The organism is Nocardiopsis sp. MT53, from assembly GCF_019598965.1.
Classification (GTDB): domain Bacteria; phylum Actinomycetota; class Actinomycetes; order Streptosporangiales; family Streptosporangiaceae; genus Nocardiopsis; species Nocardiopsis changdeensis.
In genome coordinates this window covers 2,791,186-2,817,913 of record NZ_CP080599.1, presented here as the reverse complement: position 1 = coordinate 2,817,913, position 26,728 = coordinate 2,791,186, and the positions used below count along the sequence as shown (strand labels likewise).

Here is a 26,728-nt window from a genome sequence, read left to right as displayed (position 1 = left end):
TGTCGTTCTCAAACAGTGTATGTTTCCGGCCATGGACACCCACTCCCCGGTCACGCAGACCCGCCCCCAGTCCCCCGCGCCCTCCGCCGACACGGCCCCCGTCGACGCGGCGCGCACGACGGCCGTCGAACCCCGCGGCCTCAGCGCGTTCCTCGTGATCGCCTTCGCCTTCTCCTGGACCGCCTGGTGGGCGGGCGGCCTCCTGCTCCAGGGCGGCGACCCGATGCCGGCGGTGATCGCGGGCGGATTCGGGCCGATGGTGGCGGCGGTGGTCGTCACGGCCGCCACCCAGGGCCGCGCCGGGGTCGGCGCCCTCTTCCGGCGCTACTCGATCGGGCGCCGCGGCGCGCTCCTGCCCTACGCGATCGCGCTCCTGGCCCTGCTGGCCATCGCGGGCGCCGCCGCGATCCCGATCTATCTGGGCGACACCGCCCTGGACCGGGACCTGCTGCGCACGGCGCTGATGACGGTGCCCGCGCAGTTCGTGCTCATCGCGCTGGCCGGCGGCGGCAACGAGGAGCTGGGCTGGCGCGGGTTCGCCCTGCCGCGACTCCAGGGCGTCCTGTCCCCGACGGCCGCCAACGTGATGCTCGGCGCGATCTGGGCCGTGTGGCACGCGCCGCTGTTCGCGATGGCCGGCACCCTCCAGGCGGACATGTACTTCCCCGCCTACGCGCTGCTCTGCGTCGGCCTCACCGTCATCCTGGGCAACGTCTTCAACTCCGCCCGCGGCGGGGTGCTGGCCCCGGTGCTCGCCCACGCCGCGATCAACGTCGTCTCCGGCCTCAAGGCGGTCGTGGCGGGCTCCCCCGCCGGGGCGGTCGAGGTGGCGCTGGTCGGCCTCGTCGCGGTGGCCCTCGTGGTCGTCACCCGCGGCCGCCTGGGCCTGCCCCGGTCCGGCCGCGCCGGCTAGGACCCGGCCCCGACCGCACGGGCCCGTGGACGCGAGCGGACGCTCGCGTCCACGGGCCCCGCCGCACCCACAGGCAGCGCGGCCCGAACGAGGAGAAGCGAACGCGAGGCCGACGTCGGACCAAGGGGCGCACGGCCCCGGCCGGACGTCGGCCGGGTCGCGCGGGGGCGGCGCACGCTGACGTATCCGCCCCGAAAATGTCCCCGGGCGGGAAAGGTGAGAGCCGGCGAGGGGACTTGAACCCCTAACCTGCCGCTTACAAGGCGGCTGCTCTGCCAATTGAGCTACGCCGGCGGGGCGTCGGGCTCCGCGAGGGGAGCCGCGTCCACCCGAATGGTACCGGGTGAGGCGCGTTTCGGCCTACTCGGAAAAGCCCGCCCCCGGGTCCGTGGCGGACCCGGGGGCGGCGGGGGTCAGGAGTCCCGCTGCTCGGCGCGCAGGCGGGCGACCTCGTAGAGGGACACCCCGGCGGCGACGGAGGCGTTGAGCGACTCGGCGTTGCGGATCGGGATGCTCGCGATCACGTCGCAGGATTCGCGCACCAGGCGGGACAGGCCCTTGCCCTCGGAGCCCACCACCACGACCAGCGGGCCGGTGGCCAGGTCCAGGCCCGGGATGGCGGCGTCGCCGTCGGCGTCGAGGCCGACGACGAACACGCCCGCCTTCTTGAAGGCCTCCAGGGCGCGGGTGAGGTTGGTGGCCTGCGCGATCGGGAGCCGGGCCAGGGTGCCCGCCGAGGTCTTCCACACGGTGGTGGTGACGCCGGCGGAGCGGCGCTCGGGGATGAGCAGGCCGTCGGCGCCGAAGGCGGCCGCGGAGCGGGCGATCGCGCCGAGGTTGTGCGGGTCGGTCACACCGTCGAGGGCGACGATGAGCGCCGGCTCGTCCCCGTCCAGCGCCCGCTCCAGGAGGTCCTCCGGCAGCAGGTAGCGGTAGGGCCGCGCCTGCAGGGCCATGCCCTGGTGGACGGCGCCCGGCTGGCCGTTGCTGTCGCAGCGCCGGTCGAGCTCGGCGCGGGTGACCTCCAGCACCTCCACGCCCTGCTCGCCGGCGAGGCGGGCGGCCTCGTTGACGCGGTCGTCGGCGTCGAGGCTGTTGGAGAGGAAGAGGCGGCTGGCGGGCATGCCCGCGCGCAGCGCCTCCAGCACGGGGTTGCGGCCCACCAGCAGGTCGGAGTCGATCCGGCGGCGCTCGGGCTCGGCCGAACGGGACGACCGCGGAGCGCCCCCGGAGGCCTCCACCTCCTTGGCCCGGCGGATCGCCTTGGAGCGCTGCTTGCCGTCGTACCAGTGCCGCTGCTCGGCGGGCAGGGTGCCCTTCTTGCCCTCCAGGGACCGGCGGCCCTTGCCGCCGCTGCCCTTGGTGGGGCCCTTCTTGCTCTTCTTCGCCGGCATGGTCGCCGTCCCTCCGCTACGTATCGCGAGCATGCCGGAAGCGTTCTCCGGCCGTTGGGGTGCCGCGTCGCCGATGGCGGCGGCAAACCCCCAGGGTACCGCCGAGCCGGTACCGAACGTGTTGTCCACAGGCCCCGGCGCCCCCGTGGCGGCGGACGGCGGGGCGGCCTACCGTGGAAACCGGGGGGCCACCCCACCCCTGACCATGTGCGCTGCCGTCAACCCCGCCGCAGGTCCCAGCGCGGCCCCTGCGGGGTGTCCTCCACCACCACGCCCGCGTCGGCGAGCCCGTCGCGGATGGCGTCGGCGGCCGCGTAGTCCTTGCGGCCGCGGGCGGCCTGGCGCTGCTGGAGGGCGACGGCCACGAGCGCGTCGACGACCTCGCGCAGCCCCTGGTCGCCGGAGGACCACTGCCCGCTCAGCGGGTCCAGGCCCAGCACGTCGAGCATGGCGCGCAGCTCTCCGGCGAGTTCGGCGGCCCTCTCCTTGGCGCCCCCGGCCAGGGCGGTGTTGCCCTCGCGGACGTGCCCGTGCACGACGGCGAGCCCCTGGGAGACGCCCAGGTCGTCGTCGAGCGCGGCGGCGAACTCGGCGGGCACCCGCTCGGCCGGGACGACCTCGCCCAGCACCTCGACGGCGCGGGTGAGGAAGCCCTCGACGCGCTGGTAGGCGACCGCGGCCTCCTGGAGCGCCTCGTCGGAGTAGTCGATGGTGGAGCGGTAGTGCGCCTGGCCGAGGTAGTAGCGCAGCTCGACGGCGCGCACCTTCTCCAGCATCTGCGGGATGCGCATCGAGTTGCCCAGCGACTTGGCCATCTTCTCGCCGCCGATCTTCAGCAGACCGTTGTGCAGCCAGTACTGGGCGAAGGCGTCCCCGGCGGCGCGGGACTGGGCCATCTCGTTCTCGTGGTGCGGGAAGACCAGGTCCAGGCCGCCGCCGTGGATGTCGAAGGCGGGCCCGAGGTACTTGGTGGCCATCGCCGAGCACTCCAGGTGCCAGCCCGGGCGGCCGCGCCCCCACGGGGTGGGCCAGGTGGGCTCGCCCGGCTTGGCGCCCTTCCACAGGGCGAAGTCGCGGGGGTCGCGCTTGTCCCGGTCGGGGTCGGAGTCGGCGGCGGGCTGCACCTGCTCCAGCCGCTGGTTGGACAGGTCCCCGTAGGGCGGGAAGGAGCGCACGTCGAAGTAGACGTCGCCGGAGCCGTCGTCGGCGGCGTAGGCGTGCCCCGCGTCGATGAGCCGCTGCATGAGCTCGACCATCTCCGGCACGTGGCCGGTGGCGCGCGGCTCGACGGTGGGCGGCAGGCAGCCCAGCACGTCGTAGGCGTGGGTGAAGGCGCGCTGGTTGCGCTCGGTGACCTGCCACCAGGGCACGCCCTCATCGGCGGCGACCCTGATGATCTTGTCGTCGATGTCGGTGACGTTGCGGCAGAAGGTGACCTCGTAGCCCTTGTAGGTCAGCCAGCGGCGCAGGATGTCGAAGTTCACCCCGGACCGGATGTGTCCGATATGGGGCGGCGCCTGCACCGTGGCACCACACAGGTACAGGGAGGCGTGTCCCTCGCGCAGGGGGACGAAGTCGCGGACCTGTCGGGCACTGGTGTCATAGAAGCGCAGACTCACGTTGTCAAGCGTATCGTCTTTCCCCTCACACCGGCGTCACAAACCGCCTCCACCGGTCGGGCTGATACGGGGGCGCGAGTGGGGCCCGGTACCCGTGTTTTCCTCATCGGACATCCCGAAGTGCTCATATATGGAGAACCGTATTCGGGCACCTGCCGTGTGAGATAGCCCGGGACAAAGCGTCGTGACCACGGAACGGCAGGTCACGAGATGCTGCATATTCCGACATAACACCACGGAACGCCGTCGGCGCATGCGGTCCCGAAGCCACCGGAATCGGACGGAATCTCGTGTTAACGGCATCTCCTCGACTACGCTGCGAAGGCGATGGCCCCTTACAACGATTCCCCCGGCGCAGGAACACGCAACGGCAGCCCCACGGGCCGCGGCACGGGAGTCGGCGCTCTCGCCGGCGGAGCCCTGTTCGTCGGTCTGATCGGTCTGTGCGCCCTTCTGATCTCCTATAACGGTGTCTTCCGGCTCGCCGAGTACGGTCACCCGCGCGGCGGTCTGCTCGTCCACGTGTTCCCGGTGACGTACACGCTGCTGCTGCTCATGGCGTGCTGGACCAGCTACCTGCTGCGCGACGCGCCGCCGCGCCGCCGCGCCTGGGTGGACCTGGTGCTGATCCCGCTGCTGGTGCTCTTCGCCGGTGTGGTCATGGTGCTCAACAACCTGGGGCTGATCGAGTCGATCCCGCAGCGGGTCGCCAACGTGATCGTGGCGGTGGCCCCGCTGGTGGCGCTGCTGGTGGCCCTGCTGCTGTGGATGGCGGCCCGCGCCCACCTGCGGCGCAGGCGCCGCACCGGCGTCCGCCGCCCCGAACCGGCGGACGACCGCACGACGGTGCTGCGCGCCCGCGCGGTGGTGCACGGCGGGGAGCCGCGGTCCGTCGAGGAGGACGGCCGCTCGCTGGAGGAGCGCCTGATGGGCCTGGGGCTGGGCCCCTCGGCGACCCCTGCCGTGGAGCCGGACGGGCCCGAAACGGTGCGGCTCGTACCCGGGCCCGCCGCCGAGGAAGCCGAGGAAGAGGAAGCGGCCCCGGAACCCGTCTCGGGGAAGGCCGACCCGGAGCCCGTCGCCGAGGAGGACCCGGAGCCGGAGGCCTCGGTGCCGACCCTGCCGCTGCCGCGCCGCGGCGGCCGCGGGGGCAACCCCATCAAGGAGGCCGCGGAGAACCCGCCGCTGGTCCCGATCGCTCCGGCCGCCCCGGTACCGGCCCCCGAGCCCGTACCGGCTCCGATTCCGGACCCGGAGCCCGTGCCGGCCCCCGTTCCGGAGCCCGTGCCCGCGGGCGCCCCGGACGAGGGCTTCGAGCACGACCCGCTGCCCGGCGACCCGGTCACCGACGAGGCCGAGGCACCCGAGCACGCACCGGCCCCGGAGCCCGCCGCCGCCGAGGCGCCCGGGCATGACGAGGTCCCCGAGTCGCCCGAGGCCCCTGAATACGACGCTCCGGAGCCGCTGGAGGAGGAGACCCCCGAGGCCCCGGAGGAGGACTCCGCGGAGACGCCCGCCTTCGGCGTCAGCTGGGAGCCGCCGGAGGACGACGAGGACACCTGGACCCGCGCCGACTACGTGCCGCCGGTCTGGACGCCGCCGGAGGACGACACCCCGGAGGTGCCGGAGGAGGTGCCCGCGCCCGCGCTGGACCACGACACCGGACCTGCTGTGCGCGCCGCCTTCCGCATTCCGGACGACCCGATGGCCGCCTCCCGCTCCGCCCTGTCGGACGACCTCGCCGACGACCGCCCGCTCTGGTCCCCGCCCGCCGCCGACCCGCGCCCGGAGGACGCCTCCAGCGACGACCTGTGGCCCGCCGCACCCCGGACCGGTGAGCGCTCTGAGGACCGCGAGCCGGACGAGCCCACCGACACCGACGAGGACGGGACCCTGCGGCCCGCCACGCCGCGCACCCACCGCCCAACGGCGGAACCCGCGACCGACGAGCCCGCCAGGGACCGCGAACCGGCCACCCCCGCACCCGGACCCACCGGCACGGTCAGGAGCGGCCCCCTGCCGCCCTCCGCGCCCCGGTCCGGCGAACCCGCCGATACCGACGAGGACGGGACCCTATGGCCCGCCGCGTCCCGCGCCCACCGCCCGGCAGCCGAACCCGTGACCGGCGAACCCTCCGAGAACCGTGAACCGAACATCCCTGCCGCCGATCCGCGCCCGGAGGACGCCTCCGACGACGACCTGTGGCCTGCCGCGCCCCGGTCTGGCGAACGCTCCGAGGACCGCGAGCCGGACGAGCCCGCCGACACCGACGAGGACGGGACCCTGTGGCCCGCCACGCCGCGCACCCACCGCCCGGCGGCCGAACCCGCGACCGACGAGCCCACCGGGGACCGTGCCCCGTCCACTCCGGCGCCCGAACCCGCCGACGAGGACGAGCTCCTGTGGCCCGCGCCCGCCCGTGCCGCCGGGGACGGCGGCGACCGGGTGCCCGCGGCCTCCCCGCCCGCCGCCGAACCCGGGCGGACCCGGAGGAGCGGGTTCGGCGCGCCCGCCGTGCCGCCCGGAGCGGCCCGCCCCCGGGAGGACGCCGACGACGACGCCGAGCGCACGACCGAGCCCCTGCGCCGGCGCCCGGCGCTGGAGAAGCGGCCCATGGTCCTCAAGCCCCCGCGGCCGCCGATGCCCGACTTCGCCTCCGGCCCGCCCTCCCGGCGGGTGCGCAGCGAACCCCTGCGCCCCGACGAGTGACCGGCCCCGGCGCCCGCGGCCGGGCGGCGGCCGGCGCCGTGAGCGCCGCGCTGCGCCCGGGCTCCGGCACCGCGGGCCGGACGGCCGGAGCGGCCTGACCGGCGGCCGCCACGCACCTCCCCGGGCCCGGTGCGCCCCTCGGGAGCCGCCCGGCGGCGGCCCCGGAAACGGCGAACGCCCCGCGGCCGGGGCCGCGGGGCGTCGATGTGTCCGGCAGGTGTCAGTCCACGGGGACGCACAGGGCGGTGGCGATGGCGGCGATGCCCTCGCCGCGCCCGGTGAGGCCCAGACCGTCGGTGGTGGTGGCCGACACCGTCACCGGTGCCCCGACGATCTCCGTGAGCGTTTTCTCGGCCTCGGCGCGCCGGGGCGCGAACTTGGGCCGGTTGCTGATGATCTGCACCGCGATGTTGCCGACCTCGAAGCCCGCCGCGCGCACGCGGGCGACCGTCTCGGTGAGCAGAGCGGCGCCCGAGGCGCCCCTCCACCGCGGCTCGGCGGTGCCGAAGTTGGACCCCAGGTCGCCCAGGCCGCACGCCGAGAACAATGCGTCGCACGCGGCGTGCGCGGCGACATCGCCATCGGAATGACCGCTGACGCCTTCCTCTCCCGGCCATTCCAAACCGGCCAGAAAAAGGGTCCGTCCAGGAGAAAACGGATGGACGTCGGTGCCGACGCCCACCCGAGGAATTTTCGTCATGAATTATGCGATTCCGCGACCGTGCTTCAGTTCGTGAGAACCTCGTCGAGGAGGGCTTCCGCCTTGTCCTCGTTGGTCTTTTCCGCGAGGGCCAGCTCGCTGACGAGAATCTGGCGCGCCTTGGCGAGCATCCGCTTCTCACCGGCGGAGAGACCGCGCTCCTTGTCGCGCCGCCACAGGTCGCGCACGACCTCGGCGACCTTGTTGACGTCGCCGGAGGCGAGCTTCTCCAGGTTGGCCTTGTAGCGCCTCGACCAGTTGGTGGGCTCTTCGGTGTGCGGTGCCCGGAGCACCTCGAAGACCTTGTCCAGGCCCTCCTGCCCCACCACGTCGCGAACGCCGACGTCCTCGGCGTTCGCGGCCGGCACGCGCACCGTCAGATCGCCCTTGTCGACCCTCAGAACGAGGTAGGTTCTGTCCTCGCCCTTAATGGTGCGAGTCTCGATCGCTTCAATACGAGCAGCCCCATGATGGGGGTAGACAACAGTGTCGCCGACCTTGAAAGCCATGTGACAGGTACCCCTTCCGCTACCACAAGGATACCATGAATCTGTGACTTAACGTACCTATTAGGTTTGCGAACACGCAGGTCAAGCACCACTTTTTAGGGCTTGACAAAGTCTACCCGACCGGTCAAGAGAGGCCGATCCGCGCAGGTCCGGGAGGGCCCGCGGCCCTTTAGCGGAAGGGATCGGCGCCGCTCGCGCGGGGGGCGGCGGACACGGTCGCGAACACCGCCGGAGCGCCCCGGAAGAGATTCGTATCACCATCCCGGGGGCCGTGCGCGCCCTCCGGGGCCGGCCCCGGGACCGCCCTCCGGCGGACGGCTCCCGCGGGCGGCGCGCACCCGGTCAGCTCTCCGGCTCGTAGTCCTCCCGCCGCTCCCCCGTCACCATGTAGACGAGGTTGTCCGCGACGTGCACCGCGTGGTCACCGAAACGCTCGTAGAACCGCCCCACCAGGGTGACGTCCATGGTGGCCTCCACCCCGTACTCCCAGCCGGGGGTGAGGATGCGCTGGAGGAGCTTGCGGCGCAGCCGGTCCATCCGGTCGTCGTCCTCGTCCAGCTCCAGCGCGGTGTCGGGGTCGCGGTGCCGGATGACCTCCCCGGCCTTGGTCACCAGCATCTCCGCCTGGTGGCCCATCTCCAGGACGATGGAGCGGACCGGCTCGGGGATCGCCGAGTCGGGGTGCCGGCGGCGGGCGATCTTGGCCAGGTGGACGGCGTGGTCGCCCATCCGCTCCAGGTCCCCGCGCATGTACAGCGAGGTGATGATCGTCCTCAGGTCCGACGCGACCGGCTGCTGCCGGGCCATCAGACTGAACGCGGTCTCCTCGACCTCCTGGTCGAGCCGGTTGATCCTCTCGTCACCGGAGATGACCTCCTGGGCCGCGTCCAGGTCACTGTCCAGCAGTGCCGTGGTGGCCCGGGCGATGGCGTGCCTGGCCAGGCGGGTCATCTCGATGAGGCGCTCGCTCAGGCTGTCGAGGTCCTCGTGGTACGTATCGCGCATGGTGTCAATGCTCCCAGTGGTTTTCTGAAGAGTCGGCCAAGAGTCGGTGAACGCTGGAAGAACCTAGGCCATGACACAGGCCCTGACCGGGTAAAGGTCCAGTCCGCACGTTTACGATCGAAACGTGCAAGGGGAACTTCTCGCCGCTCTGACCGGCATCATCGGACTCGTCGCGGGCGTCGTCGTGGGCGTTCTGGCGGGCTCGTTCTTCCGTGCCGGGGCCACCGAGCGACCGGCGCCCGTCCCGCAGCGGAACGACGGCACCACACTGCCGCCGGGCATCGCCGAGGTCCTCTCCGCACTCCCTTCCTCCGCCGTGGTCCTGGACTCCGCCGACCGGGTCCTGCGCGCCTCCTCGGCCGCCAGGGCCTTCGGCATCGTCCGGGGCGAGGAGCTGGTCATCGACGAGCTCCTCTCGCTCGCCCGCCGGGTGCGGCGCGACGGCGTCATCCGGGAGACCGAGATCGAGGTGGCCGTGCGCAAGTTCGGCCCCGACGCGACGTCCTTCGCCGTGCGGGTGGCGCCGCTGGGCGGCACCGGGCTGGTGCTGGTGCTGGCCGAGGACCAGACCGAGCACCGGAGGGTGGAGGCGGTGCGCCGCGATTTCGTGGCGAACATCTCCCACGAACTCAAAACGCCGGTCGGTGCGTTGTCGCTCTTGGCCGAAACCGTACAGGACGCGAGCGACGACCCCGAGGCCGTGCGCCGGTTCACCGACCGCATGCAGACGGAGGCGTCGCGGCTGACCGCGCTCATCCAGGACCTCATCACGCTCTCGCGCATCCAGGGCGCCGAGCCGATGGCCGAGCCCACCCGGGTGGACCTGGGCGGTGTGGTGGAGGAGGCCCTGGACGCGGTGCGCATGCCCGCCGACGCCAAGGGCATCGAGCTGGTGGGCAGCGGGGCCGAGGGCATCACCGTCCTGGGCGACGAGGGGCTGCTGGGCACGGCGCTGCGCAACCTGATCGCGAACGCCGTCTCCTACAGCCCCAAGAACACCCGGGTCGCCGTCTCGGTCGCGCTGACGCGTTCCACCGTGGACATCAGCGTCGCCGACCAGGGGATCGGCATCCCCCAGCAGGACCTCGAAAGGATCTTCGAGCGGTTCTACCGTGTGGACGCCGCTCGGAGCCGGGCCACCGGAGGTACCGGACTGGGCCTGGCGATCGTCAAGCACATCATGACCCACCACCGTGGAGAAGTGACCGTGTGGAGCAAGGAGGGGTCCGGGTCGACGTTCACTCTGCGTCTGCCCAGACCCGACGACCGGGGGCTGGACGCCGCCCGGAACACCGACCGTCAGGAGGCGGCACAGTGACTCGTGTACTCGTGGTCGAGGACGAGGAGTCCTACAGCGACGCCCTGTCCTACATGTTGCGCAAGGAGGGCTTCGAGGTCGCCGTGGCGCCCACCGGGACCGTGGCCCTGGAGACCTTCGACCGCACCGGCGCCGACCTGGTCCTGCTGGACCTGATGCTGCCGGGCCTGTCGGGCACCGAGGTGTGCCGGAGCCTGCGGCAGAAGTCCAGCGTCCCGGTGATCATGCTGACCGCCAAGGACTCCGAGATCGACAAGGTCGTCGGTCTGGAGCTGGGCGCCGACGACTACGTGACCAAGCCCTTCTCCTCCCGCGAGCTGGTGGCCCGCATCCGCGCGGTGCTGCGCCGCCGCGGCGGGGAGGTCATCGACGAGCCCGGGCTGCCCACGGCACTGGAGGCGGGTCCGGTCCGGATGGACGTGGACCGCCACGTGGTGACCGTGCGCGGCGACAACGTGCAGCTGCCCCTCAAGGAGTTCGAGCTCCTGGAGGTGCTGCTGCGCAACGCCGGCCGGGTGCTGACCCGGATGCAGCTCATCGACCGCGTGTGGGGCGCCGACTACGTCGGCGACACCAAGACCCTCGACGTGCACGTCAAGCGGCTGCGCGCCAAGATCGAGGACGACCCCGGCAGCCCCAAGTACATCGTCACCGTGCGCGGGCTGGGCTACAAGTTCGAGCCGGTCACCGCCGACGTCTGATCCCCGTTCCTCTCTCCGGGGGGCCTGTGCCCCTCTCCGGACCGACCGTCCCCCCTCCCGGGGACCACCGCCCCCTCGCGTCCCGGTTCCGGGCCTCCCGCCCGGTGGCCGGGACGTGCCCGTTCCCGGGGCCGGGCGGGTGCCGGGCGCGCGGGCGCCGCTGAGGGCGGGAGCACGGGATAAGCCGCGGATAACCGCCGGAAAGGCGGTTCGCCCAGGATCCGAGCACGGGGGGCGTCCGGATCGAGGGCGCCTCCCGGGCCAGCACCGGACCCGCGCAGAAAGGCGTCCCGCCCCATGACCTTCATCGGTATGACCGCCGCCGTGCACAGCCTGGACCTGCCCGGCACCGAGGTGATCCCCATCTACGAGGGCTTCCACGGCTACATCTACGGGAGCCTGGCCGAGGCCAACACCGCCGACCTGGACCTGGTGCGGGCGCGGCTGGGGTCGGGTCCGCTGCGCGTCCTGGACCTGTGCTGCGGGATGGGCCGGTTCGCCCGGGCCCTGGCCGCCGAGGGGCACACCGTCACGGCCGTGGACCTGTCGGCGGACATGATCGCCCAGGCCGAGGAGATGTGGCGGCCGCTGGCCGCCGACGCCCCCGGGGAGGTCGTCTTCGAGGCGGCGGACGCCACCGCGCTGGAGCCCGGGGAGCCCTTCGACGCGGTCCTCATCGGCGGGCTGTCCGTCAACACCTTCGACGCCTCCGGCCGCCGGGCGCTGCTGGAGGCGGCGCGCTCGTACCTGCGCCCGGGCGGGACGCTGCTGTTCGACCACTTCCCGGCCCCGGAGAAGGCCGGCGACCCGGCCTACCACACGTTCCCGTTCCCGGGGGAGGACGGCAGCGCCTTCACCGTGCTGTCGGTGTTCCAGACCCCGGAGGAGGGGACCCAGATCACCAACATGTACTCCGAGATCATCGACGCCGAGGGGGCGACCCGCCGGTTCCTGTCCAGCGAAACGGTCACCTACACCGACGCGGAGGAGCTGCGCGCGGAGCTGGAGCGGTCCGGCCTGCGCGTCGTCGAGGAGCTGGACACGACCCCGCCGGCGGAGTCCGGGTCCTCGGTGGCGCCCCGCTCGGTGCTGGTGCGCTGCGAGGCCGTGTGACGGGGCCCGCGGGGGTCAGACCTCCAGGAGGACGGTGAAGGGGCCCTCGTTGGTCAGGCCGACCGACATCCGGGCCCCGAACACCCCGGTGGCGACCGTGGCGCCCAGCTCGCGCAGCTCCTTGACCACCGCGTCCACCAGGGGCTCGGCCACCGGGCCGGGCGCCGCCGCCTGCCAGGTGGGGCGGCGGCCCTTGCGGGCGTCGCCGTAGAGGGTGAACTGGCTGACGACCAGCAGCGGCGCGTCGATGTCGGAGCACGACCGCTCGTCCTCCAGGATGCGCAGCGTCCACAGTTTGCGGGCGAGCTTGGCGGCCTCGGCCTCCGTGTCGGTGTGGGTCACCCCCACCAGGGCCATCAGGCCGGGCGAGGTGATCTCCCCGACCACCTCGCCGTCCACCGTCACCGACGCGTGCGACACCCGCTGCACGACCGAGCGCATGGGCCGCTCCCCCTCTTCTCTCCTACCGGCGTTCGGAACGCTGGAGCTGGTTGAGCACCCGCATCCTGCGGGTGTTGGTGATGATGCCGGTCAGGGACACCACGAACGCGCTGATGGAGTCCGAGAAGTCCTCGATCCGCCACTCGCGCGGCCCGGTGTACCAGGCCAGGCCGTCGCCGGTCAGCTCCTCCGGGGTGAGGTCGCTCAGCGCCGCCTCGGCCAGGATGTGCGACCAGCGGTCGACGTCGTCGAAGATGACGGCGTAGGGCAGGTAGCGCGAGTAGAGCTCGACGCGCTGACCGGGAGGGGCCGTCTGGGCGCGCGGGCTGAGCAGGTACCTCCGGAAGCCCATGGTGTGGGCGTACACCGAGCTGCCCAGCCGGGTCTTGGCGGGCATGTACTGGGCCCCGGCCGTGATGGCGGCGCCGGCGATGACCACCGCCAGGCCGGTGAAGGCGGCGGTGGTGAACACCGCCAGCACCACGGTGAGGACCACGCCGATCGCGGTGACCGCCATCCCGGCGGTGCTCCACAGGGTGCGCACCCGGCTGGGCGAGCGGACGAACCACTTGAGCCGCACCATGTCGCGGTACAGCTCCTCGCGGACCCGGTCGATGCGCGCCGGGAAGTCGGCGGAGGCGCGGGGCGAGCCGAGCTGGGACAGCTTCACCGTGGGGCGGTCGCCGAACAGGGCGTCCAGCAGCAGCCACTCCGAGGCCAGCAGGGTCTCGCCGGGCGGGCCGTCCAGGCGGACGAGCCGCCAGTCCACGGAGGTGAAGTGCTCGTGCGGCTGCTCCTCCAGGCGGATGTAGCCGCGCACGGCCAGGTCCAGGACGGTGGCGGTGAGGTCGGCGATGTCCACCCGCTCGTCGATCAGCGTGCCGATCTGGCCGGGGTGGACGTCGTCGGGCGGGGCGAACCGCACCCGGCCGTCCTCCTCCGTGACGGGGGCGTGGTCTCCCGCCGCGGCCTCCCTGCGCAGGGCGCGCTCGTCGCGGCCGCGGACCCGGACGAGCACGGCCAGGCCGCCGACCAGGACGACCAGCAGCACCCCGAACACGCTCGCGGTGGCGGGTGTGACCTTGAAGGCCGAGGCCAGCGACCAGCGGCGGGTGAGGATGGGCTCGCCCTCGGCGGTGCCGGGCGGGTAGTTGACGACGATGTCGAGGCGGTCGGCGGGCTCCATGTCGGCCTGGAGGAAGTGCGCGACCGCGGACTCGGGCCCCATGTCGGAGGCGGTGCAGTACATGGCGCTGCGCGGCTCTCCGGCCAGGCAGGACAGCGCCTCGGGCGGCAGCGGGGCGGTGACGGTGACGTCGGTGGCGTCGACGGTGTGGCTGTAGGCGCCGATGGCGCGCCATTCCATCTGCACGCCCTGGGACACCCTGCTGACGGTCCCTCCGACCCGGTAGGTGAGGACGACCTCGTCCAGGCCGCGGGTGGGGATCTCCACCACGAGCGCGCCGTCGCGGTGCTCCACCACGGCGTCGAGCGCCCGCCCGTCGGGGCCGGCGACCTTCACCCCGTTGACCTCGAAGCGGCGGTCGTGCTCGGTGTCGTAGAGCATCGTCTCGGTGAGGCCGCGCACGAACACGTCGGGGGCCCCGCCCTCGAAGGCGATGGTCTCCTCGGCGTGCAGGACGCCCAGCGCGTCCAGTTCGAGTTCCACGGTGTTGGTGATCAGGGGGTCGTCGGCGCTCCGGGGCCCGGTGACGCTCGCACCGGCGGCCGGTACTGTGGTGGCCGGTGTCGCCACCGTCGCGGCGCGGGCCGCGTCCACCGCCCCCGCGGCGGGCGCCGCCGGCAACGAGGAGAACACGAACAGGGCCGCCGCAGCCGCGACGGCCTGGCGCCAGGAGCCGACCCACCACATGATGCGAGAGCCTATCCGGTCCCCCCGGCCCGCGACGTCCCCGGGCGGTCCGCGCACGGACCCCGCGTACCGGCGGGGGAGGAGAGCGGGAGGGTCCGGCCGGTGAGGGGCGGACCCCCGGTCGGGGACTGGTCGGAGCGGCCCGGGTTCTTCCAGCGGATGGGGATCGGGGTGTCGCTCACCCTGGGCACCGGGCTGGCGGCGGTCGCCCTGACCGGGTTCCTGGCCATCTCCGCGATGCTGCCGGGGGCGGACACCGCCTGGTCGCACCCGGCGGCCCTGGGGGACGTGACGGCCGAGGCCGACGACGCGGGCCCGTCCACGGGGGCGTCGACGCTCACCGACAACCCGCTCTACCTGGCCGGGGAGCTGGGCGAGGTCACCTGCGAGACCCCAGCGCTGGACGAGGAGGACCCGGAGTCGGTGGAGGGCTTCGTGCACGCCCTCGCGGACTGCCTGGACCGGGCCTGGGGCTCCTACTTCGCGGACGCCGGGATGGAGTTCACCGCGCCCAACCGGGTGTACTGGTACACCGAGGGGCACAGCCCCTGCGGGGCGTTCCCGACGGGGAACACGGCGGCGTTCTACTGCCAGGCCAACCGGGGCCTCTACCTGGGGGTGGAGGACATCGTGGAGGCGTCGGCGGGCAGCGACCGCCCGGAGGCGTACACGTTCGTCATCAGCCACGAGTACGGGCACCACGTGCAGGGGCAGTCGCGGATCCTTGCGGAGTTCCACTCGGCCCGGGCGGGGGTGCCGCGGGCCGCGGCCGACGAGCTGACCCGCCGCAACGAGCTCCAGGCCAACTGCCTGGGCGGGGTGTTCTTCGGGGCGGCCGAGGACCACCTGGGATTCGGTCCGCGGGGCCGGGAGAACATCCTCGACGACGTCGTCCGGCGCTCGGACCGGGGCCTGGGGCACACGCACGGCAGCGGGGAGAACGGCCGGCTGTGGACCGCTCACGGTATGGACCGGGTGGACCCGGGCGCGTGCAACACCTGGGACGCCCCCGAGGAGCTGGTGCGGTGACGGCGGCGGTGCGCGGACCGGTCCGGTCTGCGTGGTGAGGACGGGACGGTCGGCGGTGCCGGATTCGGGTGAGGCGGCCGCGGCGGAGCGGGCGCGGCGCACCGACCGCCGCGTGTTCACGATGGTCACCGGTCTGTTGGTGGCCCTGCTGGCGCTCACCCTGCTGTCGTGGACGACCGTCGAGGAGACCGGCGGCGGGGACGCGGCGGACGCGTCCGGCGCCCCGTCCGTGTCCGACGGCGGGAGCGGGTGGCAGCCCTCGGGGGGTGACCGCTCGGGGCCGCTGCCGGGCGCGGCTGAGGTGCCGGACCGGCCCGCGGGGCACGCGGCGCTGGTGGCCAACCCGCTGTACGGCACGGGGCGGCTGAGCCCGCGCCCGTGCCCGGCCCCGGCGCTGGACGTGGACGATCCCGAGTCGATGGAGGCGTTCCTGCACTCCGTCGCGGACTGCCTGGACGACGCCTGGGAGACCCAGTTCGCGCGGGCGGGCATCCCGTTCACGCCGCCGCGCCGGGTGTTCTGGGACGAGCCGGGGGTGAGCCCCTGCCGCAGCTACCCGTCGCAGGCCGGGGCGTTCTACTGCCGGGCGAGCGCGAGCATCTACATCGGGGTCGCCGACGTGGTGGACAAGTGGAACGGGGCGCGCAACGGCGTCGTGTACGCCTCGCTGCTGGCCCACGAGTACGGGCACCACGTCCAGGGCGAGTCGGGGCTGCTGGAGTACTACCACGAGCAGCGGGACCTGGAGCAGGGCCACGCGGCGCGCAACGGCTGGACGCGGCGCGGCGAGCTGCAGGCGAACTGCCTGGCCGGGGCGTTCCTGGGATCGGTACGGGTGGGCTACCCGCTGACCGACGACGACCTGGACACCCTGCTCACGGACGCGGAGGCCACCGCCGACCGGGAGGGCGGCCCGGAGAGCGAGCGCACGCACGGCTCGGCGGAGAACAGCGTGCACTGGATGCTCACCGGCTGGGAGGAGCAGACCCCGGGCGCCTGCAACACCTGGGCCGTGGACGACCTCTCCCTGGTCGACTGACGCCGGCCGGGGCGGCCGCGCGCCGCCGGAGGGCGGCGCCGGACCCCGGTCGTCCACAGGACGGGAAGAGGCGCTGTCACGCGGCCACGGAGCGTGGCAGGATGCTGGCATGACGGATCACGTCGAGCCCCTCCGATCCCTCGACCCCCTCCCCGCCGCCGCCCCTCCCGTCCACCCGCCTGCCGGCTCCCCCGCCGCGGCGGAGCCGCCGCCCGCGACCGACCCCGGCGCGGACCCCGGCGGCGGACCCGCCGCCGGGCCCGTCCGCGGGCGGGTGGAGCTGCGCGTACACGGGGTCAGCGGCGGCCAGGCCGAGGAACTGCTGGACGTCGAGCCCGCCATGCGGGTGGGCGGCGACCGGCTCGCCGGGTTCTTCCGCTGGCGCCGGGGCGCGGACACCGAGACCGTGCCCGGGGTGCGGCGGGAGATCTTCGCCTGGGGCAACCTCACCTCGGGCAGCTCCTCCCGCGCCTTCTGGCTGCTGCTGTTGCCGTTCATGCTGGTCAACGTGGCGTACTGGATGCGCCCGGGGCGGGCGACCCGCAACCTGCGCGGGGCGGCGCGGGTCGCCGACAACGTGTACGGGGCCGGGATGCGGCTGCTGGCGCTGTCCCTGACCGTGCTCATCACGGTGGCCGCCGCCGGGATCGGCGTGGACCTGCTCGGGTGGCAGTGCGCCGCCGGGCTGGGCGAGGAGTGCGCGCGGGCGCGGCCGTGGCTGTCCTTCTGGGCGTCGCCCGACTCGGTGCTGTCGGCGACCGGTCCGGCCCTGGCGGTGGGCTCGCTGGTCCCGCTGGCGGTGGTGGCGGTGCTGTGGCGGCTGTCGCGGCGCACCGCGGCCGACTACGAGGTGGTCTCCGCCCCGGCGCCGCCCGTGTACGACCCCGGGGCCCCGCTGAGCCACCCCGACCTGTGGCGCAACAGCGAGATCATGGCGCGGCTGCGGTCGGCGCACATCGCGGTGTCGCTGGGCGTGCTGGCGCTGCTGGTGTCGGTGCCCGCTCTGCTGTACGACGCGGCCGGCGGCCAGGCCCGCGCCTGGGGCGCGGTGCTGGTCGGGGCGCTGGGGGCGGTCGCGCTGGTGAGCGCGGCCAGTGTGCTCGTCCCCGGGGTGGACCCGCGGTGGAACGCGCGGGCCGACCGCCTGTGCCGGCTGCTGCGCGACGCCACCCTGGTGCTGCTCGCCGCGACCGCGGTGTACGTGCTGTGGCCGCGCCCGGGGTGGTCCGCCCAGGGGCGGCTGCCCGGGCACGCGTCGGTGCTCAACGCCCTGTTCACCGTCCAGGTGGCGCTGGTGCTGCTGACCCTGGCGGCCGCGGTGGTGCTGTACGCCTCCGCCCGGGCGCACCGGGGGGCGGCGATGCGCGGGATGGCCGGGCCGGCCACGGCGGCGCTGGGCGCGCTGACCGGCGGGGCGTTCTCGGCCGCGGTGGTGTACCAGGGCGCGCAGTGGCTGAGCGGCTGCCGGGCGCTGTCCACCCCCGGGGCGGACTGCCTGCCGTTGGAGACCCCCACCGTGTACTCCTGGCTGCAACTGGCGATCGCGCTGGAGGCGGTGCTGGCGGTGGCCGCGGCGGCGGTGCTCGCGGTGCGGCTGCGGCGGGACACCCGCGCGCACGTGGCCTCGGTCACCGAGGACTACGAGCGCAGCGTGCGCGACCGGCGGACCTGGGACATCGCCCGGGCGCGGGCCCTGGGGCGGATGACCGAGGCGGTGCCCGGGGTGCTGGTGGCGCTGCTGCTCCCGGCGGTGGCGCTGGGCGCCCTGGTGCTGTACTCGATCCTGTCCGGGCACCTGACCCCCGGCGGCCCCGAGCCGGCCGCGGCGGCGGTGGCCGGGCGGGTGCGGGTGGTCGCCCAGGGGGCGGTGTCGGTGCTCATCGGCGCCGGGTCGCTGCTGGGCGGGGCGGCGCTGGTCGCCCTGGTGTGGATCGGCCGCAGCGCCTACCGGGACCGGCCGACCCGGCAGGCGGTGGGCGCCGTGTGGGACGTGGGCACGTTCTGGCCGCGGGTGGCGCACCCGCTGGCCCCGCCGTCCTACGCCGAGCGGGCGGTGCCGCAGCTGGTGGCGCGGGTGGCGCGGATGGCCCGCGAGGGCACCGCGGTGGTGCTGTCGGGCCACTCGCAGGGGTCGGTGCTGGCGGCGGCCACGGTGTGGCAGCTGCCGGACGACTGCCTGGGCCGGGTCGCGCTGATCACGCACGGCTCGCCGCTGGACCGGCTGTACGCGCGGTACTTCCCCGCGTTCTTCGGGCCGGAGCCGTTCGCGGACCTGAACGGCCGGGTGGCGGGGTGGCGCAACCTGTGGCGGACCACCGACGCCATCGCGGGGCCGGTGCGGATGCGCTCGGGGACGGAGACCGCCGTGGTGGAGCCGGAGCGGCCGCTGCCCGACCCCCGCTCCTACGACGCGCTGCCGGGAGAGGCCCGGCGCCCGGAGATCCTGGGCCACTCCTGCTACACGGACGACCCGGCCTACTCCCAGGCGCTGCGCCGGATGCTCACGGAGCTGGAGAAGGCCTACCAGGGGCCGTAGGGGCCCTCGTTGCGGCCGCCGCCCACGCCCTTGACGGCGGGGCGCACGTCGAGCAGGAAGATGAGGGTGGCGACCAGGCACAGCAGGATGAAGAGCGAGACGTTGAAGAACACCGCCAGCGCGGAGAGGCCGGTGGCGACGCCGGTGAGGGTGACCCAGAGCTTCTTGGTCTGCTTGTCCATGATCTCGAAAGCCGCGGCCGGTGTCCGGAGTGCCTCGATCAGGGCGTACAGGCTGGCCACGAAGGTGACCAGGTAGATGACGTACCAGATCATTGCCACAACACACTCCCGACGACGCTCGTGAGGAACGGCAGGTCCGCCCGTCCTCCACGGTAAACGGCCCGGAGGCGCGAATCGTGCCCGGAGGCGGCCCCGCCAGGGGAAGGTCACACCGGCGCCGGGGAGGCGCCGTCCGCCCGAAGGCCGCTCAGATGGTGATGTGCCACAGGCAGGTGACCGAGGCCAGCAGGAAGGCCGAGGCGCCCATGATGACGGCGCCCGCGTGGTAGGAGAGCTCGTCGTCGGGCCGCAGCAGGCGGTTGACCCGGCGCACCACCCCGGGCTCGGCATCCTTGACCGCGGCCATGGCCCCGGCGGGCACCGGGGCGGGCCCGGCGGCGCCGAAGCGCAGCAGCGCCATGGCCAGCTCGCGGGACGAGCTGGTGCGGCGGGCCTGGTCGTCGGCGCACATCTCGATGAGCAGGGCGACGGTCTCGTAGTAGGTGCGCACCAGCCGCACCCGCGGGAAGGCGCGCTTGAGGGAGGAGAACGGCAGCAGCACCAGGTCGTGGCGCTCGCGGAGGTGGGCGTGCTCGTGGGCCAGGACGGCCGCCAGCTCGCGGTTGTCGAGGACGGCGAGGGCGCCCTCGCTGATCACGACCTGGGAGCGGAGCACGCCCGGAAGACAGTACGCGGCGGCGGCCGGGTGCTCGATGACCCGTGCGCCGGGGACGTCCGGGTGGTCGCGGGCCACGAGTTCGAGCAGGTCGTGGTGGCGTCGGCGAACCCGTACCACGTGCACGAAGGAGGAGACCAGGCCGTAGAAGAGCACCAGGGTGAGGACGGCGGCGAGCACGACGGCCAGCAGGTGCAGCACGCCCTGGACGCCCTGGGCGAGTTCGGCGAGGACCAGGCGCCCGGTGACGATGTCGGTGGCCAGGGCGAGCAGGCCGCCCGCGGCGCCGAGCCGGTACGAGGAGAGTCCGAAGGCCAGGAGCGCCCCGATGGTGGACACGCCCCAGGCGAGGCCGAGTGCCTGCCAGGTGATCACGGCCGTGTAGGGCCCGCGCGAGGGCCACTTCGCCCGGTGCAGGAGCGCCATGGCGACGAGGCAGCCTACCGCGACGAGTGAGAGGAGGGCGGCACTGACCATACGGACTAGTTCCTTGGCTGATCGATTTCCGCGAGTGCGCGCCGGAGCGCGTCCGCCTCCTTGCCGTCCATCGACTGGACGAAGGCGGCCAGGGCCGCGTCACGATCACCGGTCTGCCCGAGAGCGTCGAACATCAGCTCGGACACGTAGGCCTCCCGGCTGGCTGCCGGGCGGTACCGCCACGCGCGACCTTCGCGTGCCCGGGAGACGACCTTCTTCTTGGCCAGTCGGTCGAGCACGGTCATGACGGTCGTGTGAGCGAGATCCCGTTCGGCGAGCTCTCGACCGACCTCACGAACCGTCATTGGTTCATCTCGTGCCCACAGTACATCCATCACTGCACGTTCAAGTTCGCCGAGCCGATTCATGCCCTCGAGTCTACTTGCGGTCGTACTACACGCTGTCGTACCCCCACGTTAAATCGTGATGTCCCGCAGGGCAAGGGTTCTCCGTCCCCGGAACCGGGAGGACAGCGTCCCGATACCGCCCTTCTGCACCGACGTGACCTGAGGGATCTGTGAGGCGATTCGCCTCCGGGCCGCCGTGCGGCCGCCGCGGGATGGGATACTGCCGTCCCGCACAGGACCGTCCCGGAACCGGGGGAACGAGGGCCATGGGCACCCAGGAGCGCAGCCGGATCACCGTCGTCGGGGGCGACATCACCGAGCAGCGGGTGGACGCGATCGTCAACGCCGCCAACAGCTCCCTGCTGGGCGGCGGCGGGGTGGACGGTGCCGTCCACCGCAAGGGCGGCAAGGCGATCCTGGAGGAGTGCCGGGCGCTGCGGGCCTCCCGGTACGGCGGCGGCCTGCCCGTCGGGCGGGCGGTGGCGACCACCGCCGGACTGCTGCCCGCCCGCTGGGTGATCCACACCGTCGGCCCGGTGTACAGCGCCACCGAGGACCGCTCCGCCCTGCTGGCCTCGTGCTACACCGAGTCCCTGCGTGTGGCCGCCGAGCTGGGCGCCGAATCGGTGGCCTTCCCGGCGATCTCCACCGGGGTGTACCGGTGGCCGATGCGGGACGCCGCCCGGATCACCGCCGAGGCCCTGCACACCGCTCCGGTGCGGGTGCCGCTGATCCGGGTCGTGCTGTTCGACGACGCGGCGCTCGCGGCCTTCCGGGACGCCTTCGACCCCTCCTGAGCGCGGCCCGGCGCGCGGCGGCCCGATCGTCGCCGCCGCGCGGTAGGAAGGTGGCGGGGACCCGCACCGGAGGAGGGCGAACATGGCACACGACTGGCAGCTCACCGTTGACTGCGCCGAACCGCACCGGATGGCCGCCTTCTGGTCGGCGGCGCTGGGCTACGAGGTGGAGGACCACCAGGACCTCATCGAGCGGCTGGCCGCCGACGGGGTCATCGAACTGGAGGAGCACACCACCCTGGTCGGCGGCCGGCGGGCGTGGGTCACCGCGGCCGCCGTGCGCGACCGGCCCAGCGGCCGCCGCCTGCTGTTCCAGCAGGTGCCCGAGCCCAAGACCGTCAAGAACCGCTGGCACATCGACGTCAACGCGGGCCCCGAGCGGCTCGACGCCGAGGTCGAGCGCCTGGTGGGGCTGGGCGCGACGGTGGTGCGCACGGTCCGGGAGCCGGGGACGCACCACGTGGTGATGCTGGACGTCGAGGGCAACGAGTTCTGCGTCCAGTGACCCGCGGGGCTCAGGTCCCCGGGGAGGCGATGGGCGGCGGGTAGTCGGCGCCCGGGGGGAGCGAGTCCCACGGGGTGTGCGCGGCGCGGCCGGGCAGGCCGGCCAGTTCGGGCACGTACCGGCGCACGTACACGCCCTCCGGGTCGAACCGCCGCGCCTGGCGCAGGGGGTTGAACGCCCGGTTGGGCCGGGTGTCGTTGCCGGTCCCGGCCACCCACTGCCAGTTGCCGTGGTTGTTCGCGACGTCCCCGTCCAGCAGGTGGTCGGCGAAGTGCCCGGCCCCGGCCCGCCAGTCGATCCCCAGGGTGCGGGTGAGGAACGCGGCGGTGATCATGCGGGTGCGGTTGTGCATGAACCCCTCGCTCAGCAGCTGGCGCATCCCCGCGTCCACGATGGGCACCCCGGTGCGGCCCTCCTTCCACGCCTCGAGCGCCGCGGGGTCGTCGCGCCACCGGGTGCCGCGGGGCCGGTAGTCGCGCACGGCGATGTCGGGGAAGGCCGCGGTGACCTGGTGGTGGAAGTCGCGCCAGGCGAGCTGGCGGACGAACTCGGCGCCGCCCGGCTCGTCCCGGGCGAGCGTCGCCGCCTCCAGCGCCGAGAGGCAGCCCATGCGCAGGTCGGCGGACAGGTGCGAGGTCGCCCCGGCGGGCAGGTCGTCGTGCCGTTGCGCGTAGTGCGCCAGGCCGCCGTCGAGCCAGGCGCGCAGCCGCCGCCGGGCGGCCTCCTCCCCCAGGGTGATCGGCCGTTCGGCGGCCTGTCCGCGCCCCTCGTCCAGTCGGGCGGGGATCTCTCCGGGGTCCACCCCGCCGGGGACCGGTACGGCCCCCGGGGCCGGGAGGACCGCCCGCCAGGGGTGGGCCTCCCAGGCGCGCAGGTAGGGCGTGAACACCTTGTAGTGGTCGCCTCCGGCCGGGGTGACGTCCCCGGGCGGTACCACGGTCAGGCCCGGGTGGGAGACCACGCGCAGCCCGACGGCGCGCAGCCGCTCCTCGCGCCGGACAGCGGCCCGGGAGACACCCTCGGTGAGGTGGACGCTCCGGGCCCCCGCCTCCGCCGCCAGGGCCGCGACCTCCGCGGCGGTGTCGCCGCGCCGCACGACCAGGTCGCCGCCGCGGGCGCGCAGGTCCCCGCGCAGCCCGCGGAGGATGCCGGGCAGGGCACGGACCCGGTTGCGGGCCGAGCGGCCCAGGAGCACGGGGTCGAGCACGAACACCGGGAGCACGCGCCGGCCGTCGCGCAGGGCGGCGGTCAGGGCGGGGTGGTCGTGGAGGCGCAGGTCCTGCGTGAACAGGACGACGGCGTGTTCCATGACACACCATCCTCTCACTCTCCGCGAACGAATGACACAGTGAGTGCACAGGTCGGCGGCCGGTGACGGTCCGCCGCGGAAACGGGCAGGGGAAGTACATGGACACTGTCACTCCCGAAGCGGAGAAGGCCGGGGTCAGGCCCCGGATCGGGGCGTCGAGCTGCCTGCTGGGCGTTCCCGTCCGGTACAACGGCGGCCACTCGCGGTACCGCTTCCTCACCGATGAACTCGACCGTTACGTGGAGTGGACCGAGGTGTGCCCGGAGGCCGAGATCGGCCTGGGCACCCCGCGGCCCACCCTGCACCTCCAGCGCCGCGACGGCGGGGACCGGGTGATCTCCAGCGGAGACGGCTCGGACCGCACCGACGAGCTGGCGGGCATCGCCGACGCGCGGCTGGAGGAGCTGCGCGGCCTGGACGGATACGTCCTCAAGAACAAGTCGCCCAGCTGCGGACTGCTGGGCCTTCCGGTGTTCAACGAGGACAAGCAGCGGGTGGACGGCAAGGGGCGGGGGGCCTTTGCGGCCCGGCTCACCGAGCTGCTGCCCGACCTGCCGGTGGAGGAGCAGGGGCGGCTCTCGGATCCGGCTCTGCGCGAGGCGTTCGTGGAGAGGGTCTTCGCGCACGCCCGGCTGCGCACGCTGTGGGAGTCCGGCTGGCGGCCCCGCGACCTGGTGGCCTTCCAGACGCGGCACAAGCTCCAGCTGATGGCCCACTCCCCCGAGGGGTACCGGGAGACGGGGCGGATCGCGGCCGGGGCCGGGAGCGCCGACCCGGAGGCGACGCGGCGCGACTACACGGAGGCGTTCAACCGGGCGCTCTCGGTGCGGGTGAGCCGCGGCAGGCACGCCAACGCGCTCCAGCACGCGTTCGGGATGATCAGCGCCGGCCTGGACGACGCGCGCAGGCACGACCTGCTCGCGGCGATCGAGGACTACCGGGAGGAACGGGCCCCGCTCAGCCTACCGGTGGCGCTGCTGCGCCACCACGGCGAGGCGGACGGGCCGGAGTGGCTGCGCGTGCAGACCTACCTGCGCCCCTACCCGGAGGACCTGCGGCTGCGGCACGCGCTGACGGTGTGACACCACCGTGGCCGAGGGCGCCGCGGAGGGTGCCTCCGTGGGCGGGCGTCTGCATTTCCCACACGGAGGACACACGGGTGATTACCATGGGTGACACCCCTGGTTCTTCAGCGGGATGCCCCTGACCCCCGAGCCCCTCCGAGGCCACCGGTGTTCTCCACGTTCTCCCAGCGCGCCTTCGTACTCGTCTCCTCCGGCCTGGTCGCCGCGGCCGCCGCCGCGCTCGCCGCCCTGCCGCCCGAAGGACTCGTGGAACGGGTCGGCGCCCACCTGGGCCCCGACCCCGCCCTGGCGGGCAGCGCCCTGCTGCCGCCGCGGGAGGGCGGCCTGCCCGCCCCGCTCCCCCGGCCCGGCCAGGTCTCCGCCTGCGTCCAGTCCGCGCCGGCGGAGGTCGTCACGATCCCCGACGAGACCGCGCCCGCGGGCGAACGGGAGCTGTGGATACGCAGACCGGTCGGCCCCGACAGCGCCGACCTGCCCGTGCTCTACCTGCTGCACGGGGCGGGCACCGACCACCGCGGCGCGGTGGACGGCGACGCCCGGGCCGCGCTGGACCGCGAGATGTGCCGCACCGGGGTGGAGTTCGTGGTCGCCGTGCCCGAGCGCACCGACGGGGCGCCCACCGTCCTCACCCGTGCCGCGGTACGCGCGGTCGAGGGCGCGCACGAGCGCCCGCGCACCCTGCGCGCGGTCGGCGGCGCCGACGACGCGGCGCCGGCCGCGGCCGCCTCCCGCCAGGTCTCCCAGGCGGTGCTGTGGAACCCCGCCGGCGGCGAGGTCGCCGAGCCCGTGGCCACCCGCCTCCTACTGGTCGGCGGGGGCACCGGCCCCCTGGCCGACTCCCTGGCCGAGCGGGGTATGACGGTCGCCACCCACACCCCGGACGCGGATCACTCCGGGCGCCGCGCCGCCGACCCGTGGGGGACCGCACTGCCCGGAACCGTCGACTTCCTCGTGTCGGGCTGGACCACTACACCCTAGGACCCGGGCCGTCAACACCCGCCCCCTCGGACCGTCCGCTCAGGAACACTGTGTACCTTCGTCGCTGTTGATGACAAAGGTGTGAACACGACCTGAGAGGACCGGCGGTGTCAGGAATCGTTCCCGTGGGAGGATCTGCGGCGCTTCCGTCCCGGGTGGCGACGGTCAGCCTGCACACCTCTCCGCTGGACCAGCCGGGTACCGGCGACGCCGGCGGCCTCAACGTCTACGTGGTCGAGGTGGCCCGGCGGCTGGCCGAGCGCGGCGTCGCCGTCGACGTGTTCACCCGCGCGACCTCCCCCGAGCTGCCCCCGGTGGTCGAGCTGGCCCCCGGCGTGTCCGTGCGCCACCTGGCCGCCGGACCCTACGGCCACCTCGACAAGAACACCCTCGCCGAGTACCTGTGCCCGTTCATCTTCGGAATGCTGCGCACGGAGGCCGACGACGAGCCCGGCCGCTACGACCTCGTACACGGCCACTACTGGCTGTCGGGGAAGGCCGGCGTGGCCGCGGCCCGCCGCTGGAACGTGCCGCTGGTGCAGTCCATGCACACCATGGCGCGCGTCAAGAACGCCGCCCTGGCCGAGGGCGACCTGCCCGAGCCGGAGGCCCGGGTGCACGGCGAGGACCAGCTGGTGCACCAGGCCGACCGGCTCATCGCCAACACCTACGACGAGGCCCGCCAGCTCAAGGACCACTATGGGGCCCGGGACCCCCAGATCAGCGTGATCCCCCCGGGCGTGGACCTGGACGTGTTCACCCCGGGACCGCGCCGCGCCGCCCTGGAGCGGATCGGGCTGGCCCCGGACACCGAGCTGCTGCTGTTCGTGGGCCGGGTACAGCGCCTCAAGGCCCCGGACGTGCTCGTCCGCGCCGCCGCCCACCTGATCGAACGCGACCCGTCGCTGCGCTCGCGCCTGGTCGTGGGCGTGGTCGGCGGGCTGTCCGGCGGCGGCATGCGCGAACCCCGGATGCTGGCCGACCTGGCGCGGTCCCTGGGCGTCGCCGACGTGATCCGCATGGAGCCGCCGCAGTCGCGCGAGCGCCTGGCCGACTACTACCGGGCCGCCACGGCGACGGTCGTGCCCTCGCACTCGGAGTCGTTCGGGCTGGTGGCGGTGGAGTCGCAGGCCTGCGGCACCCCCGTGGTGGCCGCCCGGGTCGGCGGGCTGACCACGGCCGTCGGCGACCGGTCGGGGATCCTGGTGGACGGGCACGACCCGGCCGACTACGCGGCGGTGCTGCACCGGTTGATCGCCGAGCCCGCCCGGCGTGACAGGCTGGCGGAGGCGGCCCCGGCGCACGCCGCCACCCTGGGCTGGGACCGGACGGTGGACGACCTGCTCGACGTGTACCGCGCGAGCATCACCCCGTACACGGCGCCCGCGGGGCTGTCGCTGGCCGCCGCGCGCTGACGCGCGGCGCGGTAACGGG

At 74.0% G+C, this 26,728-nt stretch carries 24 protein-coding genes and 1 tRNA gene; 13 read left to right on the top strand and 12 right to left on the bottom strand.

Going from position 1 to position 26,728, the window contains the following annotated elements; genetic code table 11:
* The first annotated feature begins 31 nt into the window (after positions 1 to 31).
* Positions 32 to 913 carry a CPBP family intramembrane glutamic endopeptidase gene (locus K1J57_RS12550; protein ID WP_370634652.1) on the top strand — a complete coding sequence of 294 codons (882 nt, stop codon included), beginning with the start codon at positions 32 to 34 and terminating at the stop codon, positions 911 to 913.
* Positions 914 to 1,134: 221 nt separating this feature from the next.
* Here K1J57_RS12550 and K1J57_RS12545 read toward each other — a convergent pair.
* The 3 genes from K1J57_RS12545 to cysS all read right to left on the bottom strand — a co-directional run bounded on the left by K1J57_RS12545 (position 1,135) and on the right by cysS (position 3,926).
* Positions 1,135 to 1,207: transfer RNA gene (locus K1J57_RS12545), tRNA-Thr, on the bottom strand.
* 119 nt (positions 1,208 to 1,326) lie between these two features.
* The gene (gene rlmB, locus K1J57_RS12540; protein ID WP_220564608.1) at positions 1,327 to 2,307 is read right to left on the bottom strand and encodes a 23S rRNA (guanosine(2251)-2'-O)-methyltransferase RlmB; all 981 of its coding nucleotides are present in this window, start codon (positions 2,305 to 2,307) and stop codon (positions 1,327 to 1,329) included.
* A 218-nt stretch (positions 2,308 to 2,525) separates the two neighbouring features.
* A complete protein-coding gene (gene cysS, locus K1J57_RS12535; RefSeq protein WP_220564607.1) occupies positions 2,526 to 3,926 on the bottom strand; it encodes a cysteine--tRNA ligase in 1,401 nt (466 codons plus the stop codon).
* A 327-nt stretch (positions 3,927 to 4,253) separates the two neighbouring features.
* On the opposite strand from cysS, the gene K1J57_RS12530 reads away from it, so the two are divergent.
* Positions 4,254 to 6,635, top strand: coding sequence for a Yip1 family protein (locus K1J57_RS12530; protein ID WP_220564606.1), 2,382 nt, complete (start codon positions 4,254 to 4,256; stop codon positions 6,633 to 6,635).
* 220 nt (positions 6,636 to 6,855) lie between these two features.
* Here the strand turns inward: K1J57_RS12530 and ispF are convergent, their stop codons facing one another.
* The 3 genes from ispF to phoU all read right to left on the bottom strand — a co-directional run bounded on the left by ispF (position 6,856) and on the right by phoU (position 8,849).
* The gene (ispF, locus tag K1J57_RS12525) at positions 6,856 to 7,335 is read right to left on the bottom strand and encodes a 2-C-methyl-D-erythritol 2,4-cyclodiphosphate synthase (protein ID WP_220564605.1); all 480 of its coding nucleotides are present in this window, start codon (positions 7,333 to 7,335) and stop codon (positions 6,856 to 6,858) included.
* A gap of 26 nt (positions 7,336 to 7,361) precedes the next feature.
* Positions 7,362 to 7,844 carry a CarD family transcriptional regulator gene (locus K1J57_RS12520; RefSeq protein ID WP_026129182.1) on the bottom strand — a complete coding sequence of 161 codons (483 nt, stop codon included), beginning with the start codon at positions 7,842 to 7,844 and terminating at the stop codon, positions 7,362 to 7,364.
* Positions 7,845 to 8,186: 342 nt separating this feature from the next.
* Complete coding sequence (gene phoU / locus K1J57_RS12515) at positions 8,187 to 8,849, bottom strand: phosphate signaling complex protein PhoU (protein WP_220564604.1); 663 nt, start codon at positions 8,847 to 8,849, stop codon at positions 8,187 to 8,189.
* A gap of 124 nt (positions 8,850 to 8,973) precedes the next feature.
* On the opposite strand from phoU, the gene K1J57_RS12510 reads away from it, so the two are divergent.
* From K1J57_RS12510 to K1J57_RS12500, 3 genes are all read left to right on the top strand, one after another.
* A complete protein-coding gene (locus K1J57_RS12510) occupies positions 8,974 to 10,167 on the top strand; it encodes a cell wall metabolism sensor histidine kinase WalK (RefSeq protein ID WP_255647007.1) in 1,194 nt (397 codons plus the stop codon).
* Positions 10,164 to 10,868, top strand: coding sequence for a response regulator transcription factor (locus tag K1J57_RS12505; protein WP_220564603.1), 705 nt, complete (start codon positions 10,164 to 10,166; stop codon positions 10,866 to 10,868). The genes K1J57_RS12510 and K1J57_RS12505 overlap by 4 nt, the downstream gene beginning before the upstream one ends.
* Positions 10,869 to 11,165: 297 nt before the next feature.
* Positions 11,166 to 11,981: a cyclopropane-fatty-acyl-phospholipid synthase family protein gene (locus tag K1J57_RS12500; RefSeq protein WP_220564602.1), complete on the top strand. Its 816-nt coding sequence runs from the start codon at positions 11,166 to 11,168 to the stop codon at positions 11,979 to 11,981.
* Positions 11,982 to 11,996: 15 nt separating this feature from the next.
* Here the strand turns inward: K1J57_RS12500 and dtd are convergent, their stop codons facing one another.
* Both dtd and K1J57_RS12490 read right to left on the bottom strand, forming a co-directional pair.
* Positions 11,997 to 12,422 (bottom strand): D-aminoacyl-tRNA deacylase, encoded by a 426-nt coding sequence (dtd, locus tag K1J57_RS12495; protein ID WP_220564601.1) that lies wholly within the window; start codon positions 12,420 to 12,422, stop codon positions 11,997 to 11,999.
* Positions 12,423 to 12,444: 22 nt separating this feature from the next.
* Positions 12,445 to 14,295 (bottom strand): DUF2207 domain-containing protein, encoded by a 1,851-nt coding sequence (locus K1J57_RS12490; protein ID WP_220564600.1) that lies wholly within the window; start codon positions 14,293 to 14,295, stop codon positions 12,445 to 12,447.
* Between the two features lie 159 nt (positions 14,296 to 14,454).
* Here K1J57_RS12490 and K1J57_RS12485 point away from each other — a divergent pair, with 159 nt between their 5' ends.
* The 3 genes from K1J57_RS12485 to K1J57_RS12475 all read left to right on the top strand — a co-directional run bounded on the left by K1J57_RS12485 (position 14,455) and on the right by K1J57_RS12475 (position 18,899).
* Positions 14,455 to 15,324, top strand: a complete 870-nt coding sequence (locus K1J57_RS12485; RefSeq protein WP_220565488.1) for a neutral zinc metallopeptidase — start codon at positions 14,455 to 14,457, stop codon at positions 15,322 to 15,324.
* Between the two features lie 121 nt (positions 15,325 to 15,445).
* Positions 15,446 to 16,363 carry a neutral zinc metallopeptidase gene (locus K1J57_RS12480; protein WP_220565487.1) on the top strand — a complete coding sequence of 306 codons (918 nt, stop codon included), beginning with the start codon at positions 15,446 to 15,448 and terminating at the stop codon, positions 16,361 to 16,363.
* Between the two features lie 109 nt (positions 16,364 to 16,472).
* Complete coding sequence (locus tag K1J57_RS12475; protein ID WP_255647004.1) at positions 16,473 to 18,899, top strand: hypothetical protein; 2,427 nt, start codon at positions 16,473 to 16,475, stop codon at positions 18,897 to 18,899.
* On the opposite strand, the gene K1J57_RS12470 is transcribed toward K1J57_RS12475, so the two are convergent.
* From K1J57_RS12470 to K1J57_RS12460, 3 genes are all read right to left on the bottom strand, one after another.
* Positions 18,884 to 19,174: a DUF2516 family protein gene (locus tag K1J57_RS12470; RefSeq protein ID WP_220565485.1), complete on the bottom strand. Its 291-nt coding sequence runs from the start codon at positions 19,172 to 19,174 to the stop codon at positions 18,884 to 18,886. The two genes, K1J57_RS12475 and K1J57_RS12470, sit on opposite strands and share 16 nt — an antisense overlap.
* A gap of 154 nt (positions 19,175 to 19,328) precedes the next feature.
* Positions 19,329 to 20,273, bottom strand: coding sequence for a M56 family metallopeptidase (locus K1J57_RS12465; protein ID WP_220564599.1), 945 nt, complete (start codon positions 20,271 to 20,273; stop codon positions 19,329 to 19,331).
* 5 nt (positions 20,274 to 20,278) lie between these two features.
* On the bottom strand, positions 20,279 to 20,641 hold the full coding sequence (locus tag K1J57_RS12460) for a BlaI/MecI/CopY family transcriptional regulator (protein ID WP_220564598.1): 363 nt from the start codon (positions 20,639 to 20,641) through the stop codon (positions 20,279 to 20,281).
* Between the two features lie 245 nt (positions 20,642 to 20,886).
* Here K1J57_RS12460 and K1J57_RS12455 point away from each other — a divergent pair, with 245 nt between their 5' ends.
* Both K1J57_RS12455 and K1J57_RS12450 read left to right on the top strand, forming a co-directional pair.
* Positions 20,887 to 21,417: an O-acetyl-ADP-ribose deacetylase gene (locus K1J57_RS12455; RefSeq protein ID WP_220564597.1), complete on the top strand. Its 531-nt coding sequence runs from the start codon at positions 20,887 to 20,889 to the stop codon at positions 21,415 to 21,417.
* Positions 21,418 to 21,499: 82 nt separating this feature from the next.
* Entirely contained in the window at positions 21,500 to 21,922 is a 423-nt protein-coding gene (locus K1J57_RS12450; RefSeq protein WP_220564596.1) for a VOC family protein, read from the top strand.
* Between the two features lie 10 nt (positions 21,923 to 21,932).
* Here the strand turns inward: K1J57_RS12450 and K1J57_RS12445 are convergent, their stop codons facing one another.
* A complete protein-coding gene (locus K1J57_RS12445; protein WP_220564595.1) occupies positions 21,933 to 23,231 on the bottom strand; it encodes a deoxyribodipyrimidine photo-lyase in 1,299 nt (432 codons plus the stop codon).
* 98 nt (positions 23,232 to 23,329) lie between these two features.
* Between K1J57_RS12445 and K1J57_RS12440 the strand changes: the two genes are divergently transcribed.
* From K1J57_RS12440 to mshA, 3 genes are all read left to right on the top strand, one after another.
* A complete protein-coding gene (locus K1J57_RS12440) occupies positions 23,330 to 24,313 on the top strand; it encodes a DUF523 and DUF1722 domain-containing protein (RefSeq protein WP_220564594.1) in 984 nt (327 codons plus the stop codon).
* Positions 24,314 to 24,463: 150 nt separating this feature from the next.
* Positions 24,464 to 25,294 (top strand): esterase, encoded by an 831-nt coding sequence (locus K1J57_RS12435; protein ID WP_220564593.1) that lies wholly within the window; start codon positions 24,464 to 24,466, stop codon positions 25,292 to 25,294.
* A 107-nt stretch (positions 25,295 to 25,401) separates the two neighbouring features.
* Positions 25,402 to 26,709, top strand: a complete 1,308-nt coding sequence (gene mshA / locus K1J57_RS12430) for a D-inositol-3-phosphate glycosyltransferase (protein WP_220564592.1) — start codon at positions 25,402 to 25,404, stop codon at positions 26,707 to 26,709.
* Positions 26,710 to 26,728: the final 19 nt, after the last annotated feature.